The following is a 14,796-nucleotide window of genomic DNA, read 5'->3' as shown; positions in this document are numbered from 1 at the left end:
CCCGGTGACGGTCCCCGTGACCGGGAGCGAGACCGAGGCCCAGCGGCCCAGGGTCGGGCTCCGGGCCCGCAGCACCGCCTTCGGCGGCCGTCAGCACCTGGTCTTCCTGCACGGCCGGGACCAGCAGGAGAAGTACCCCGACGAACTCCGCCTGTCCTGGACGGCCGGCCTGAACCGCGGACTCACCCTCGCTTCCATGCCCACGCTCGACCCGGAGGACGTGTGGTTCCCGTTCTACGGCACGAGACTGCACGACCTCGTGAGCGGCAGGGAGAGCACGGCGGAGCCCATCGCTCTCGACCGGGTGAGCGCCGCCGCTGCCGCCGAGGTGTTCGCCGCGGAGTCCCCCACGGGCTCCTACGAGCAGCTGCTCTACGAGGCGGCCGCCCGGACCGGCATGCCCCGGAACGGGCCGGCGACCACCGAGGGCTTCGGTTCGGGCCTGGTCGGGGCGCTGCACCGGCCGCTGAGCTGGCTGGCCGCCAGGTCCGACCTGGACGAGTGGACCATCGCCACGTTCCTGCGGGACGTGGATCTGTACCTCGGCGACAGCGCCGTGCGGCAGGCGGTGCTGGACGGCGTCATGGAGACGATGCCGACCAACGGCGAGCTGGTGCTGGTCACGCACAGCCTGGGCACGGTCGTGGGCATGGACCTGCTGACCCGGCTCCCGGACGGCCTCGACCCCGTCCTGTTGGTCACCGCGGGAAGTCCGCTCGGCCTGGACGGCGTCAACGAACGGCTCCTCACCCGAGGCCCGCACCAGCCGCCCAGGGTGCGTGACTGGGTGAACGTCTGGTGCCCCACCGACGCGGTGGCCATCGGCTGCCCCCTGGAGGTCGAACGGTGGGGGAAGCTCACCCAGCTGGCCGTCTCCAACGGCCGCGACCGCGCGCACAAGATCGAGGAGTACCTCGGCCACCCCAGGGCGGCCCGGGAGATCCGCGGTGTCCTGCGGGCCTGACCGGGACCGTCAGCTCCCCTGGATCACCTGTGTGACGCCGTTGATGATCTGCTGCACGGCGATCGCGGAGAGCATCATGCCGGCGAGGCGGGTCACCAGGACCACACCGCCGTCCTTGATGATCCGGATGATCACCAGCGAGTAGCGCATCACCATCCACAGCACGACGTGGATGGCGAGGATCGCCGCCCACACGGACACCTGCATGGCGACGCTGTGGGCCTTCTGCACGGCGAGGATGACCGACACGATCGCCCCGGGCCCGGCCAGCAGCGGCATGCCCAGCGGTACGAGGGCGACGTTCACGTCCTTGGTCTGCTTCGGCTCGTCGGTCTTGCCGGTGAGCAGGTCCAGCGCGATCAGCAGAAGCAGCAGACCGCCCGCGATCATCAGCGCGGGCACGGACACGTGCAGATAGTTGAGGATCTGGTGCCCGAGGAGTCCGAACACGGTGATCACACCACCGGCGACGCAGACGGCCTGGAAGGCCATCCGCTTCTGCACCTTGCCGGGGCGGCCGGCGGTGAGCGCGAGGAAGATCGGAGTGATCCCGGGGGGATCCATGATGACGAAGAGGGTCAGGAACAGGGAGCCGAAGACGGCGAGGTCGAACATGAGTGAGCCTTGCGCAGGGGGCCGCCGCCGCGGGCAGGCGTTGCGCAGCGCGGAACGCCTGGGCGCAGCGGGCAGCGCCGGGTGAGAGAAAGGGAAACGGCCCTACAGCGGACCTAAGGAACTACGGACCTAGGAATCCACGGACCTACGGACCTACGGGTCTACGGGTCTAGGGGTCTAGGGGAGAGAGGCCTCAGACGGCTCCGCCGGCCCCCGGCACGGGAAACGCCCCGAAGGCCCGCCGGGTGATCTCCCCGTACACCTCGGGATCCGTCGTGTACTCCCCGAGCACGCACGTCTTGCGGCTGCCGTGGTAGTCCGACGACCCGGTCACGAGGAGCCCGAGCTCCTTGGCCAGCCCCCGCAGCCGGGCCCGGGTGTCCGCGTCATGGTCCATGTGGTCGGCTTCGAGGCCGTCCAGCCCGGCCGCGGCCATCTCGGCGATGGCGGCCTCCGGCACCGTGAGCCCCCGCTTGCTCGCCCCGGGGTGCGCGAACACCGCGACCCCGCCGGCGCCCTTGATCAGCCGGATCGCTTCGAAGGGGTCGGTCTCGTGCTTCTCCACGAAGACCCGGCCTCCGTCGGCGAGCCAGTCCTGCGTGAAGGCGTCGTTCACGGTGGGCACGACACCCAGCTCGACGAGCGCGCTCGCCACGTGCGGGCGTCCGACGGACCCCTCACCGGCGATCCGCGCCACCTGCTCCCACGTCACCGGCACGCCCAGCTCCCGGAGCTTGGCGATCATCCCCTGGGCGCGCGGCACCCGGTCGTCCCGGACCAGCTCCCGCTCGGCGAGCAGCGCCGGCTCCTCGGCGTCGAAGAGGTAGGCCAGCATGTGCATGCTGATCCCATCGATCCGGCAGGAGAGCTCGGCCCCGGTGACCAGCGTGACGCCCTCGGGCAGCGCGGCGATCGCCTCGGCATGCCCGCGGGTGGTGTCGTGATCGGTCAGGGCGACGACGTCGAGCCCGGTCGCAGCGGCTTTCCGCACCAGTTCGGCGGGCGAGTCCGTGCCGTCGGAAGCGGTGGAGTGGGTGTGCAGATCGATGCGCACGACACGAGCTCCAGACACAGACGGTACGAACAGGGCTGCTCAAGGATAACCGCATTTTCAACGCCCGATGTCATACCTGAACACGGAAAGCGCCCCCTACACCCCCGCAGGCGCTACGGCTGAAGCAAGCGCGGCGACAACGCCCCACACGGCACCAGCTCCACCTCCGCCCCCGCCTCCCGGAGATCCGCCAGCACCAGTTCGTCGTACATCAGCAACCCGGACTGCTCGGGCCACACGACGGCCCACAGCCACATCCCGAGCGCCTCCCCCGCGAACACCGCCCGGTCCTCCGGCGCACCGGCCACATGCCACAGCGGCGTGGGCCGCCCGGCGGCCAGCACCTTCGCCTGGGGCGGCTTCTCGACGTTCATGTGCGGCCCCGGGTCGGGACCGTCCATGCCCGCGTACCGCGCCCCGAGCCCGACCCCGAGTTCCTCGGCCACCAGGATCAGCTCACCCATGCCGCCGAGCGGCCCGGGTCCCGTGCAGGCGACGGCGGTCGCGCGGCCGCCCGTGCGGTCGTCCCCCGCGCAGGCCACTCCCGTGAACAGCCATCCCACCGGCAACGGCCACGGCATCCACAGCGGCACCTGGGTGCGGTGCACCACGACGTTGAGGGCTTCGACGCTCGGCGGTATCACGGGCTGCACCGGATGAACGGTGCCGTGTACATCGCACTGCCACGAGTCGGAGAAGAGGCCGGGAGCCCTGACCCGGCCACCGCACTTCGGGCAACTGGGTTCGCCCCTCATAGGGCCCCACGGTCCTACCCCCGCCCCGCCGCGTCAAGGACGATCACCCATCCGGACGGAACCCTTCACCGCCCGCACTAGATGTAGTTTGCATTAATTAGCCTGGCTAACTTAGTATATGCATATACCAACTATCTACGACTCGGGAAAGGGAGCAAGCAATGGACCCCTCCGACGAAGGAGCGGGCGGCCTCCTGAAGCAGCCCAAGTCCGTGTGGGCCACCGCCGGGGCATCGGTCGTCGCCTTCATGGGCATCGGGCTCGTCGACCCGATCCTGCCGTCCATCGCCCAGGGCCTGAACGCCACGGCGAGCCAGGTCTCCCTGCTCTTCACCTCGTACTTCCTCATCACCGCCGTCGCCATGCTGGTCACCGGTTTCGTCTCCAGCCGGATCGGCGGCCGCAGGACCCTGCTGCTCGGCCTCGCGTTCGTCGTCGTGTTCGCCGGGCTCGCGGGCACCTCCGGATCCGTCGGCGAACTGGTCGGCTTCCGGGCCGGATGGGGCCTCGGCAACGCGCTGTTCGTCTCGACGGCCCTCGCGGTCATCGTCGGCGCGGCGGCCGGCGGCAGTGCCGCGGCGATCCTGCTGTACGAGTCGGCCCTCGGCCTCGGCATGGCCTGCGGCCCGCTGCTGGGCGCCCTGCTCGGCGACGCCAGCTGGCGCTACCCGTTCTTCGGCACGGCCTTCCTGATGGCCATCGGCTTCCTGTGCATCACGGTGTTCCTCAAGGAACAGCCGAAGCCGGCCCGCAAGACCTCGCTGCTGGACCCGATCAAGGCGCTCGGTCACGGCGGCCTCGCCTCCGCGGCGATCTCGGCGTTCTTCTACAACTACACGTTCTTCACCGTGCTGGCCTTCACGCCGTTCGTGCTGAACATGACCCCGTACAAGTCGGGTGCGGTGTTCTTCGCCTGGGGTGTGCTGCTCGCCGTCTTCTCGGTGATCGTGGCGCCCCGGCTCCAGAAGCGGTTCGGTTCGCTGAAGGTGCTCGGCGGTTCGCTGATGCTGCTCGCGGCCGACGTCCTGGTGCTCGGCTACGGCTCCCACACCACCGCCGTCGTCTGCACGATCCTGTCCGGTGCCTTCATCGGCGTGAACAACACCGTCTACACCGAACTGGCCCTCGGCGTATCGGACGCGCCCCGGCCGGTGGCGAGCGCGGGCTACAACTTCGTGCGCTGGTTCGCGGCGGCGGCCGCTCCGTGCTTCGCGCCGAAGATCGAGGAGTGGACCGACATCCACATCCCGTTCGTGGTGGCCGCGGTCACCGCGAGCGCGGGCGCGGTCGTGGTCGTCGTACGACGGAAGGCCCTCACACTCCCCCAAGCTCTCGACTCCACTCAAGCAGGGGGGACCCTCACCGCGGAGGAGCCGGAGCCGAAGCACGCGACCGAGGACGGGGTCGCCGTGTTCGCCAACTGACGCCGCACGGAACGACGTTGGTGACCTTGCTCACTCCAGCGTGACGGACTTCCGGGACGGATCCCGGAGGTCCGTCCCGTGGTTCAGCCATCGCTCCTGAAGCGCCTGCGCGCCGTGCACCCGCTTCCAGGCGGCCTCGTTCGGGGTCATGGGCAGCAGCGGCAGGAACCGCACGGGGTCGAGGGGCTCGTCGAGCTCCAGGTCCTCCACCAGCCCGCCCGGCTCGGCCACCAGGACCGAGGTGAACGGGGCGCCGGACCACAGCGGCTCACCGACGTCGAGGGAGGCGCCGGGAGCGACGACCAGGCCCTCCACCTGCGGAGACGCGGCGAGCACGGCGAGCGGCCGCAGCACCTTGTCGGTGTCGGCGACCCCGGAACGGACCGAGAGCACCAGCTCGGCGCGCGGGCCCTTGACCGGGTCGGCGACCACCGCGGTGGGGTCCGTCATCGGGTGCGCGGACATCCCGAGCGAGGCGTAGCGGGCGATGCCGCCCTGCTGGAAGCGCAGCACCTCGATGCGGTCCGTGCCGAGGAAGGTGACCGCCGCGCGCGCGTCCGGTTCGCCCAGCGCGGTGCGCAACCGGGCTTCGACCAGAGGAAGAACATCTGCCATGCGGCGAGCATAGAACTCGCCAGTAGCGGGCAAAGCAGCACCTTGACAGTTGTGTCGGCTGCTACTCTTGCCCGGTGGTTCGGGGCAGCACGCAGAAGCGTCGCGATCAAGCCCCGACGCCGAAGGAACTCCCTTACGAGGGACCGGCCGGAGGAGGTGGGGCTGCAATGGATCGAAGTCGACCGTGCAGTAGCACCACGCTCTTCGCGCCGCCGATGTAGCTGCTTCTGTCTCTGGCTGCCACCTCTCGCACTCGCTTCACCGCGGAAGAGCGCTTCGTTTCGCTTTGCCTGATCTGCCTCAGTAGCTGAATCAGTAACGAAACCGGCCACCGCGACGGTGCGGTGCTCCCCGCTTTGTGGACGTGCCAAACATCCGTAGTCACCACGTCCTCATTCCGGGTGGTTCCACCCGTCGCCGGCGCCGTTCGTTGCCTGCCCGCGAAGGAGCCCGCCATGTCGATGATCCGCGACCTGCGCGCAGCAGTCGTCCGTCCGTCCCGTGTGTCGCTGCGCAAGGACGGCGGGACGTACGACGCCACCCGCAGCCCCGCGGCCGCCTCGGCCGTCGTCGACTGCGCCGTCTACCGGGACGGCCGCCGCATCGAGACCGAGACCTCCCTGACCCCGCACGAGGCGGTGCGCCTGGTGCGCCGCGACGGGGGTTTCGTGTGGATCGGCCTGCACGAGCCGACGGAGGCGGAATTCTCCGGCATCGCCAGTGAGTTCGGACTGCACCCGCTGGCCGTGGAGGACGCCGTCCAGGCCCACCAGCGGCCCAAGCTGGAACGCTACGACGACTCCCTCTTCACGGTCTTCAAGACCATCCACTACGTCGAGCACGAGCAGCTCGACGCCAACAGCGAGGTCGTCGAGTCCGGCGAGGTCATGTGCTTCACCGGACGGGACTTCTTCATCACCGTCCGGCACGGTGGGCAGGGCTCCCTGCGAGCCCTCAGGCACCGCCTCCAGGACGACCCCGAGCTGCTCGCCAAGGGCCCCTCGGCCGTGCTGCACGCCATCGCGGACCATGTCGTCGACGGGTACATCGCCGTCGCCGACGCGGTGCAGGACGACATCGACGAGGTGGAGACCGAGGTCTTCTCCCCGGGCCGCAAGGGCTCGCCTCGCGGTTCGGACGCCAGCCGGATCTACCAACTCAAGCGCGAGGTGCTGGAGTTCAAGCGGGCCGTGTCACCCCTGCTGCGGCCGATGCAACTGCTGAGCGAGCGGCCGATGCGGCTGATCGACCCCGACATCCAGAAGTACTTCCGAGATGTCGCCGACCACCTGGCCCGCGTCCAGGAGCAGGTCCTCGGCTTCGACGAGCTGCTCAACTCCATCCTCCAGGCCAACCTCGCGCAGGCGTCCGTCGCCCAGAACGAGGACATGCGGAAGATCACCTCCTGGGCCGCGATCATCGCCGTGCCGACGATGGTGTGCGGGGTGTACGGCATGAACTTCACGTACATGCCGGAACTGCACTGGAGGTACGGCTACCCGGTCATCCTGAGCTTCACGGTGGCCGTCTGTCTCGGCATCCACCGCACGCTGAAGCGGAACGGATGGCTGTGAGCGGCCTGGTTAGGCTGGGCCCCATGACAAGCGAGCTGCTCGACCAGGCCCTCGTCGAGGAGGCCACGAAGAAGTCCGGCCTCGTCTGGGTCCAGGGCCCCGACGGCCCGGCGCGTGCGCTGTGGCACGTGTGGCACGAGGGTGCCGCGTGCCTGGTCGGCGACGGGCCGGGCGAGCAGCCGCTGCCGGGGCTGGCCGACGGCGCCGAGGCGACGGTGACGGTCCGCAGCAAGGACAAGGGCGGCCGGCTGGTCACCTGGACGGCGCGGGTCGCCGAGCTGGCGCCGGGCTCCGAGGTGTGGGACGCGGCGGTCGCCCAACTCAAGGGCAAACGGCTGAACGCGCCCGACGGCGAGGCCATGCCCGGGCGCTGGGCCCGCGAGTGCCGGGTGCTGCGCCTGGAGCCGACCGGGGCGACGGCGCCGCTGCCCGACGGCTCCCTGTCCGAGCCGCCGCTGCCGTCCCCGGCGCTCACCCGCCGGCCGGCCCCGGCGGGTCTGCCCCGCCTGCTGCTGAAGAAGCGCAAACGGGCCTGACGGCCTACGCCGCCGGCAGCTGCTTGCCGTAGTCCACCGTCTCATTCTTCTCCGGCTCCCTGAGGGAGAAGTCCTCACCCCAGCCGGAGAACGTGAGGGTCCCCGCCCCGCCGGCCCGCTCCAGGCGCAGCGGATACGGCTTGCCCTCGAGGGAGACCTCCAGGGTGCCGCCGGAGCCCTTGTCACCGGTGACGCGGATGGTGCGGACGCCCGCCTCCTCGTCGTGGCCATCCGTCGCGAGCGTCCCGTGCAGGGTCAGCAGACTGTCGAGGAGGAGACCCTTGTCCGTGAAACCGCTGAACTTCTTGTACGAGGGGTCGCCCTGCGGCACCTTCACGAACTTGCCGCCGAGCTTGGAGGCCGCCGCCGCGTCCCCCTTGCCGCCTCCGCCCTTGCCGTCGCCGTGAGTCCAGAACTCGGCGTCCGCCTTGACGTAGAGCTGCTCGCCGATGCGCAGCAGCTTGAAGGTCGCGCCCTCGGAGGTGACCGAGCCGTCGCCGCCGTCGTCCTTCAGCCGCACGTCGAGCGCGTAGGTCCGCCCGCCGCTGACGACGTTGCCGTGCATCCGGACCGCCCCGGCGGACTCGGCGGCCGACCGGGTCTTGCCCTGGATCTCGGCGGCGGGGAGTCTGCCGACCCCGTTGGTGCCCTCGTTCGGATCCTCCGCGCAGCCGGTGAGCACCGTTCCCGTCACGAGCAGCGCGCCCATCGCGCTCGCGAGTGCGGCACCGCGGCCACGGTTCTGGCGAATCGGAGTCACAGGTGGGGCTGCCTCTCTGACGGGAGACCTGAACGGCGTACCGCAGGGTACCGGGGTCGTACGGGCAGATCGGAGCCAGTCCGTCCGGACCGCCCGCCGACGCGTCGCCGATCGGGACGGGCTAGCCTGAAGCCCACCCGAGCGGGCAATTCGGAAGACACAGGCACAAAGGCAGCCACCCACACAGCCACCACGAACCACCCCGCACGAAAAGGAGCCGCGGCCATGGCAGCGGGCGCCCCCCGGATCTTCGTATCGCACCTCCAAGGTGTCGCCGTCTTCGACCCAGCCGGCGACCAGGTGGGGCGCGTGCGCGATCTGGTCGTCATGCTGCGGGTGGGGCAGCGCCCCCCGAGGCTGCTCGGCCTCGTCGTCGAACTCGCCACCCGCCGCCGCATCTTCCTGCCGATGACCCGGGTCACCGCCATCCAGTCCGGCCAGATCATCACCACCGGCGTGCTCAACGTGAGGCGCTTCGAGCAGCGGCCCACCGAGCGGCTGGTCTTCGGGGAGCTGCTGGACCGGCGCGTGACGCTCACCGAGACCGGCGAGGACGTCACCGTCCTCGATTTGTCGGTGCATCAGCTGCCGGCCCGCCGGGAATGGGAGATCGACCGGGTCTTCGTCCGCAAGGGCAGGAAGGGCAGTGCCTTCCGGCGCGCCAAGGGGGAGGCGCTGACCGTCGAGTGGACCGCCGTCACCGGCTTCTCCCTGGAGGAGCAGGGGCAGGGCGCCGAGAGCCTGCTCGCCACCTTCGAGCAGCTGCGCCCCGCCGACCTGGCCAACGTCCTGCACCACCTCTCCTCCAAGCGCCGGGCCGAGGTCGCCGCCGCCCTCGACGACGAACGGCTCGCCGACGTACTGGAGGAGCTGCCGGAGGACGACCAGATCGAGATCCTCGGCAAGCTGAAGGAGGAGCGCGCCGCCGACGTCCTGGAGGCCATGGACCCGGACGACGCGGCCGACCTGCTGGGTGAGCTGCCGACGGACGAGCAGGAGCGGCTGCTGAGCCTGATGCAGCCGAGCGACGCGGCCGACATGCGGCGCCTGATGTCGTACGAGGACCGCACGGCGGGCGGTCTGATGACCACCGAGCCGATCGTGCTGCGTCCGGACGCCACCGTCGCCGACGCCCTGGCCCGTGTCCGCAACGCCGACCTCTCCCCCGCCCTGGCCGCCCAGGTCTACGTCTGCCGGCCCCCGGACGAGACGCCGACCGGCAAGTATTTGGGCACGGTCCACTTCCAGCGCCTACTGCGCGAACCACCGCCCTCCCTGGTCAGCTCCATCCTGGACAGCGATCTGCAGCCGCTCGACCCCGAGGCGGAGCTTCCCGCCATCGCCGGCTTCTTCGCCACGTACGACATGGTCGCGGCGCCCGTGGTCGACGAGGCCGGCGCGCTGCTGGGCGCGGTGACCGTGGACGACGTGCTCGACCACATGCTCCCGGAGGACTGGCGGGAGACGGAGTTCCACTTGGACGAGGAGGTGGCCACCGATGGCTCCTGAGCGCGAGAGCCTGCGCGAACGCACACCGGCGGGCGCCACGGCCGCCTCCCGGCCCCGCACCATCCGCCTCGATCAGCCGCTGTCGCCCCGGCGCCGGTTCCTGCCCGAGTACGACCCGGAGGCCTTCGGGCGGCTGTCGGAGCGCATCGCGCGCTTCCTGGGCACCGGACGGTTCATCGTCTGGATGACGGTCGTCATCATCCTGTGGGTGGTGTGGAACATCTTCGCGCCGCACGGCCTGCGCTTCGACGAGTACCCGTTCATCTTCCTGACGCTGATGCTGTCCCTCCAGGCCTCCTACGCCGCCCCGCTGATCCTTCTCGCGCAGAACCGGCAGGACGACCGCGACCGGGTCAACCTGGAGCAGGACCGCAAGCAGAACGAGCGGTCGATCGCGGACACCGAGTACCTGACCCGCGAGATCGCCGCCCTGCGCATCGGCCTGGGCGAGGTCGCCACCCGCGACTGGATCCGCTCGGAGTTCCAGGACACGATCAAGGAAATGGAGGAACGGCAGAACGGCCACCGGCACGACCCCGTCGTATTCCCGGCGGAACGGCCACGGGGACGTGACGCAGACGACCGCTGAGACGCTTTCCTACGCCCCCGTACGGCGCCGTACCATCGTCCTATGGCTACGGAAGACGCGGTGCGCGAGGCACTGGCGACGGTGAACGACCCCGAGATCCACAAGCCCATCACCGAACTCGGGATGGTCAAATCCGTGGAGATCGGCGCGGACGGGGCGGTCGCGGTCACCGTGTACCTCACGGTCTCGGGCTGCCCGATGCGGGAGACGATCACTCAGCGGGTGACCGACGCGGTCTCCGCGGTCGAGGGCGTCACCCGCGTCGACGTCACCCTCGACGTGATGAGCGACGAGCAGCGAAAGGAACTGGCGTCCGCCCTGCGCGGCGGCCAGACCGAGCGCGAGGTGCCCTTCGCCAAACCGGGCAGCCTGACCCGCGTCTATGCGGTCGCCTCCGGCAAGGGCGGCGTCGGCAAGTCCTCGGTGACGGTCAACCTGGCGGCGGCGATGGCGGCCGACGGCCTCAAGGTCGGTGTCGTCGACGCCGACATCTACGGCCACTCCGTGCCCCGCATGCTGGGCGCCGACGGCCTTCCCACCCAGGTCGAGAACATGATCATGCCGCCGTCCGCGAACGGCGTGAAGGTCATCTCGATCGGCATGTTCACCCCGGGCAACGCCCCGGTCGTCTGGCGCGGCCCGATGCTCCACCGCGCCCTCCAGCAGTTCCTGGCGGACGTGTACTGGGGCGACCTGGACGTCCTCCTCCTGGACCTGCCGCCCGGCACCGGCGACATCGCGATCTCCGTGGCCCAGCTGGTCCCGAACGCCGAGATCCTCGTGGTCACCACGCCTCAGCAGGCGGCGGCCGAGGTCGCCGAGCGCGCGGGCTCCATCGCCGTCCAGACCCACCAGAAGATCGTCGGCGTCGTCGAGAACATGTCCGGCCTGCCCTGCCCCCACTGCGGCGAGATGGTCGACGTCTTCGGCACGGGCGGCGGCCAGTCGGTGGCCGACGGCCTGACCCGCACGACCGGCACGAACGTCCCGGTCCTCGGCAGCATCCCCATCGACGTCCGCCTGCGCGAGGGCGGCGACGACGGCAAGCCGGTCGTCCTCAGCGACCCGGACTCCCCGGCGGGCTCGGCCCTGCGGGCGATCGCGGGCAAGCTGGGCGGACGCCAGAGGGGCCTGTCGGGCCTGTCGCTCGGTATCACTCCGAGGAACAAGTTCTGATCTGACCTGGGGGCGCGGGGAACTGCGCGATCAGCCATCGACGACCTACAGCCGCCCGCGCATGGCACCGCTCACGGCGAAGGGGCGCCAACAACCCGGCGCCCCTCACATCACGCGTACGCGGCGATGTCCTTCACCACGGCGAACCCGAGCCCGTACGCACTCATACCCCTGCCGTACGCCCCGACGTGAACCCCCGCCGACGTGGTCCCGGCGAGCACCCAGCCGAACTCGGACTCCCGGTAGTGGAACGCCGTCGGCACCCCGTCCACGGGAAGCGACAGCGTCGACCAGTCGTCCCCCTCCAGGTCGTCCGCCAGCACCCACGCCGTCTCGGTCTGCTGCTCCAGCCAGTCGTCCCGCAGCGTGTGGTCCATCTGCCCGGGCCAGGTGAAGGACAGCAGCCCCACCCCCGCGAGCCACGCCGCGGAGGACACCGACGTGGCCTCCAGCAGCCCCGTCCCGTCCGCCGTGCGCCGTGAGGGGTTGGCCGCCACGGTCACCACGACCGCGAACTTCTCCTTGGCCTCCTGGTCGCCCCCGGCGGCGTGCTCGTTGCGCACCGTGGGTTCGTCCCCGTGCCCGATCGACCCGTGTTCCACGGCCCCGTCGGCCGTCGTACCGACCTGCATCAGCCAGCGCGGTCCCGTGAAGGCCTCGTCGAGGCCGTACCACGGGAAGGGCGCACGCAGGTAGCCGTCGACCGTACGCCGGGCGGAAGGGACCTGTTGTCCATCCTCCGCGGCCGGCGTCTGCACGACTGCCCGACTCGTCGTCTCCATGTGCCCGGACGCCTCCTCGCTCTAGTCGGACCGGAACGGCCCGCCCCCCTTCGGGCGTACTCGTCACGGTCCGCACAACAACTCGGCAGCATAACCACACCGCTGCGAGCAGCAGGGAAACCGCCCGGCGCGTGGGCCGCACGGGCACCCGGTTCAGGCCGTACGCAGCCCGATGGGAGTATGAAACGCGTCACGCGCGGGGGCGTACGCCCCTGGGCGTGTCGCTCAGGTGGCGTCCGCGTCGAAGGGCGGCCGGTCGTCCGGGCCGGGCGTCTCCGGCTTCTTCGTCATGTCGATGCGGCCAACGGAGGAGCCGGCGGACGACGCGGAGGACGGGTCGGAGTCACGGCTGTGGACGGCGTCGGTGACCTCGGCCATCTCCTTCTTCAGGTCGAAGCCGTTGCGGATCTCCTTGAGCCCCAGGTCCTCGTTGTCCAGCTGCTTGCGGAGGTACGTCTTGGGGTTGAGGTCCTCGAACTCGAAGTCCTTGAACTCCGGGCCGAGTTCCTCCCGGATGTCGTTCTTGGCGCTCTCCGAGAACTCACGGATCTTCCGGATCGTGCGCGTCACGTCCTGGATGACCTTGGGGAGCTTGTCCGGACCGAAGACGAGCACGGCGAGGACGATGAGCGTCACCAGCTCGAGTGGTCCTATGTCATTGAACACCTGAAGCTCCTTGCGATGTCCTCGGTCCTCGGCCCTCGTGGTCGGTGCGGGTCTTGCCGTGGTCCGGGCCGGATCCACGGTACCCGGCGATCCTGTCCGACCGGTACTGTCCCGGGACCTCCGAGTGCGGGAGGTGGGAGCGCTTTCCCGATTGTTTGCCTTGTTGGCCCCTTTGTGGGGCCTGTTGAGGCGTCTTCGCGAGTCCGGGGCCTCATGTCTCACCCACCGGACGATCCGAGGACGAGCGAGACCTTCCGCTCCTTGCCGCCGCGCTCGACGGTCAGCTCCAGCCGGTCGCCGGGGCGGTGCGCGCGGGTCTTGACGATCAGTTCCTCACCGGAGTGCACCCGCCTGCCGTCGACCTTCGTGATCACGTCGCCCGACTTGATCCCGGCCTTGGCGCCCGGCCCGCCCGCGGTGACCGGCGCTCCACCCTCGCTGCCTTCGGTGGCGACGCGCGCACCGTCGCCCGAGTAGTCCATGTCCAGAGTGATGCCGATGACGGGGTGGGTCGCCTTCCCCGTGTTGATCAGCTCTTCCGCGACGCGTTTGCCCTGGTTGATGGGTATGGCGAAGCCGAGGCCTATCGAACCGGACCGGCTGCTGTCCTGCGTGGAGCCGCTGTCCGCCGAGCGGATGGCCGAGTTGATGCCGATGACCCGGGCGCGGGCGTCGAGCAGGGGCCCACCGGAGTTGCCGGGGTTGATGGGCGCGTCGGTCTGCAGCGCGTCGACGTACGACACGTCGCTGCCGTCGCCCTTCTCGCCGCCGGCCGTGATGGGCCGCTGCTTGGCGCTGATGATGCCGGAGGTCACCGTCCCGGCCAGGTCGAAGGGGGCGCCGATGGCCACGACCGGGTCGCCGACCTGCACGTTGTCCGAGTTGCCGAGGGGCAGCGGGGTGAGTCCGCCGACGCCCTTCACCTTCACGACGGCGAGGTCGTAGCCGCTGTCCCGGCCGACGACCTCGGCTTGGGCGGTCTGCCCGCCGTTGAAGGTCACGGTGATCTCGCCGCCCGAGCCGGCGGGCTGCACGACGTGGTTGTTGGTGAGGATGTGCCCGCGGGTGTCGAGCACGAAGCCGGTGCCCGTGCCCTGCTCGCCGGCGCCGCTGACATGCAGGGTGACCACGCTGGGCAGGGCCCGCCCGGCAATCCCGGCCACACTGTCCGCGTCCCGCGCCGAGGCCTCTCTCCCCGCCTGCGGCAGCTCGACCGTCCCGACGCCCCCGTTCCGCTCCAGATACGTCCCTACGACGCCGCCGAAGCCCCCGGACACGAGCGCGAGCAGCACGGCACCGAGCACCAGGGACTTCCTGCCGCGCTTGCGCCGCTGCTCCGTGCTGAGCACGGCGGCGCCGTTCTGCTGGAGAGGACCGTGTCCCCCGCTGGCCGCGGCAGCCGCCCAGGGGTCGTAGCGCTGCCAGGGGTCGGGGGCAGGGGCGGGTGCCGGAGGTTCGGCGTGGGCCGGCGCGGCCGGCAGGGGCGCGGGCGGGCCGGGGGTCGGCGTCTCGGCGGGCGCGTGAGCGGCGGTGGCGTGAGCGGCAGGCGCGTGAGCGGGCGCCGGGGTCCCGGTGGCCGGGGCGGACGGCGTGCCGTGCACCGACGGCACGGCCGCGTCGTCCGGCATGGGCGACTGCCCCGGTATCGCCACGCCCTGCGCCGGAGTCGCGGGGGTCGCCGGGCCCTCCGCCTCGGACTTCGTGTCCTTCGTCACCGGAATGTGGTGGAAGGGAATGTTGTACGACCCCACCAGCTCGGCAAAGTCCGTATGGTTCG

Annotated in this window: 14 protein-coding genes and 1 pseudogene; 7 read left to right on the top strand and 8 right to left on the bottom strand. The window is 70.5% G+C overall.

Features of this window, described 5'->3' with window-relative positions; translation table 11 throughout:
• Positions 1-964 (top strand): annotated as a pseudogene (locus ABZ281_RS13215) (serine protease); the annotation flags it as partial.
• Between the two features lie 9 nt (positions 965-973).
• Here the strand turns inward: ABZ281_RS13215 and ABZ281_RS13210 are convergent.
• The 3 genes from ABZ281_RS13210 to ABZ281_RS13200 all read right to left on the bottom strand — a co-directional run bounded on the left by ABZ281_RS13210 (position 974) and on the right by ABZ281_RS13200 (position 3,388).
• Positions 974-1,579 (bottom strand): MarC family protein, encoded by a 606-nt coding sequence (locus ABZ281_RS13210; protein ID WP_356654993.1) that lies wholly within the window; start codon positions 1,577-1,579, stop codon positions 974-976.
• Between the two features lie 193 nt (positions 1,580-1,772).
• Positions 1,773-2,633 (bottom strand): PHP domain-containing protein, encoded by an 861-nt coding sequence (locus ABZ281_RS13205; protein WP_356654991.1) that lies wholly within the window; start codon positions 2,631-2,633, stop codon positions 1,773-1,775.
• A gap of 113 nt (positions 2,634-2,746) precedes the next feature.
• Positions 2,747-3,388 carry a DUF6758 family protein gene (locus ABZ281_RS13200; RefSeq protein ID WP_356654989.1) on the bottom strand — a complete coding sequence of 214 codons (642 nt, stop codon included), beginning with the start codon at positions 3,386-3,388 and terminating at the stop codon, positions 2,747-2,749.
• Between the two features lie 161 nt (positions 3,389-3,549).
• Between ABZ281_RS13200 and ABZ281_RS13195 the strand changes: the two genes are divergently transcribed.
• Positions 3,550-4,812: an MFS transporter gene (locus ABZ281_RS13195; RefSeq protein ID WP_356654987.1), complete on the top strand. Its 1,263-nt coding sequence runs from the start codon at positions 3,550-3,552 to the stop codon at positions 4,810-4,812.
• 30 nt (positions 4,813-4,842) lie between these two features.
• Here ABZ281_RS13195 and ABZ281_RS13190 read toward each other — a convergent pair whose 3' ends face one another.
• Positions 4,843-5,427 carry a suppressor of fused domain protein gene (locus ABZ281_RS13190; RefSeq protein WP_356654985.1) on the bottom strand — a complete coding sequence of 195 codons (585 nt, stop codon included), beginning with the start codon at positions 5,425-5,427 and terminating at the stop codon, positions 4,843-4,845.
• Between the two features lie 455 nt (positions 5,428-5,882).
• Here ABZ281_RS13190 and ABZ281_RS13185 point away from each other — a divergent pair, with 455 nt between their 5' ends.
• Complete coding sequence (locus ABZ281_RS13185; protein ID WP_356654983.1) at positions 5,883-7,001, top strand: magnesium and cobalt transport protein CorA; 1,119 nt, start codon at positions 5,883-5,885, stop codon at positions 6,999-7,001.
• A 23-nt stretch (positions 7,002-7,024) separates the two neighbouring features.
• Complete coding sequence (locus ABZ281_RS13180; RefSeq protein ID WP_356654981.1) at positions 7,025-7,537, top strand: hypothetical protein; 513 nt, start codon at positions 7,025-7,027, stop codon at positions 7,535-7,537.
• A gap of 4 nt (positions 7,538-7,541) precedes the next feature.
• Here ABZ281_RS13180 and ABZ281_RS13175 read toward each other — a convergent pair whose 3' ends face one another.
• Positions 7,542-8,297, bottom strand: a complete 756-nt coding sequence (locus ABZ281_RS13175) for a hypothetical protein (protein WP_356654980.1) — start codon at positions 8,295-8,297, stop codon at positions 7,542-7,544.
• A 225-nt stretch (positions 8,298-8,522) separates the two neighbouring features.
• On the opposite strand from ABZ281_RS13175, the gene ABZ281_RS13170 reads away from it, so the two are divergent.
• The 3 genes from ABZ281_RS13170 to ABZ281_RS13160 are packed head-to-tail and all read left to right on the top strand — an operon-like array spanning position 8,523 to position 11,571.
• On the top strand, positions 8,523-9,806 hold the full coding sequence (locus ABZ281_RS13170) for a CBS domain-containing protein (protein WP_356654978.1): 1,284 nt from the start codon (positions 8,523-8,525) through the stop codon (positions 9,804-9,806).
• Entirely contained in the window at positions 9,796-10,395 is a 600-nt protein-coding gene (locus tag ABZ281_RS13165) for a DUF1003 domain-containing protein (RefSeq protein WP_356654976.1), read from the top strand. Before ABZ281_RS13170 ends, ABZ281_RS13165 begins: the two co-directional genes overlap by 11 nt.
• 42 nt (positions 10,396-10,437) lie before the next feature.
• A complete protein-coding gene (locus ABZ281_RS13160) occupies positions 10,438-11,571 on the top strand; it encodes an Mrp/NBP35 family ATP-binding protein (protein WP_356654974.1) in 1,134 nt (377 codons plus the stop codon).
• A gap of 110 nt (positions 11,572-11,681) precedes the next feature.
• Here ABZ281_RS13160 and ABZ281_RS13155 read toward each other — a convergent pair whose 3' ends face one another.
• The 3 genes from ABZ281_RS13155 to ABZ281_RS13145 form a co-directional block, all read right to left on the bottom strand.
• Positions 11,682-12,353, bottom strand: coding sequence for a hypothetical protein (locus tag ABZ281_RS13155; RefSeq protein ID WP_356654972.1), 672 nt, complete (start codon positions 12,351-12,353; stop codon positions 11,682-11,684).
• A gap of 225 nt (positions 12,354-12,578) precedes the next feature.
• Entirely contained in the window at positions 12,579-13,019 is a 441-nt protein-coding gene (locus tag ABZ281_RS13150) for a sec-independent translocase (RefSeq protein WP_356654970.1), read from the bottom strand.
• 218 nt (positions 13,020-13,237) lie between these two features.
• On the bottom strand, positions 13,238-14,796 hold a 1,559-nt coding region (locus tag ABZ281_RS13145; protein WP_356654968.1), incomplete at its 5' end, for a trypsin-like peptidase domain-containing protein.

The sequence above is a fragment of the Streptomyces sp. NPDC006265 genome, from assembly GCF_040613555.1.
Classification (GTDB): Bacteria; Actinomycetota; Actinomycetes; order Streptomycetales; family Streptomycetaceae; genus Streptomyces.
The sequence above is the reverse complement of the archived record's forward strand: the minus strand, read 5'-3'. Positions and strand labels throughout refer to the sequence as shown.

Bases quoted from the DNA above. Each gene is read 5' to 3' on its own strand.
- ABZ281_RS13210 (WP_356654993.1), bottom strand. From the start codon at position 1,579: ATGTTCGACCTCGCCGTCTTCGGCTCCCTGTTCCTGACCCTCTTCGTC.
- ABZ281_RS13200 (WP_356654989.1), bottom strand. From the start codon at position 3,388: ATGAGGGGCGAACCCAGTTGCCCGAAGTGCGGTGGCCGGGTCAGGGCT.
- ABZ281_RS13195 (WP_356654987.1), top strand. From the start codon at position 3,550: ATGGACCCCTCCGACGAAGGAGCGGGCGGCCTCCTGAAGCAGCCCAAG.
- ABZ281_RS13190 (WP_356654985.1), bottom strand. From the start codon at position 5,427: ATGGCAGATGTTCTTCCTCTGGTCGAAGCCCGGTTGCGCACCGCGCTG.
- ABZ281_RS13185 (WP_356654983.1), top strand. From the start codon at position 5,883: ATGTCGATGATCCGCGACCTGCGCGCAGCAGTCGTCCGTCCGTCCCGT.
- ABZ281_RS13180 (WP_356654981.1), top strand. From the start codon at position 7,025: ATGACAAGCGAGCTGCTCGACCAGGCCCTCGTCGAGGAGGCCACGAAG.
- ABZ281_RS13170 (WP_356654978.1), top strand. From the start codon at position 8,523: ATGGCAGCGGGCGCCCCCCGGATCTTCGTATCGCACCTCCAAGGTGTC.
- ABZ281_RS13165 (WP_356654976.1), top strand. From the start codon at position 9,796: ATGGCTCCTGAGCGCGAGAGCCTGCGCGAACGCACACCGGCGGGCGCC.
- ABZ281_RS13160 (WP_356654974.1), top strand. From the start codon at position 10,438: ATGGCTACGGAAGACGCGGTGCGCGAGGCACTGGCGACGGTGAACGAC.
- ABZ281_RS13155 (WP_356654972.1), bottom strand. From the start codon at position 12,353: ATGGAGACGACGAGTCGGGCAGTCGTGCAGACGCCGGCCGCGGAGGAT.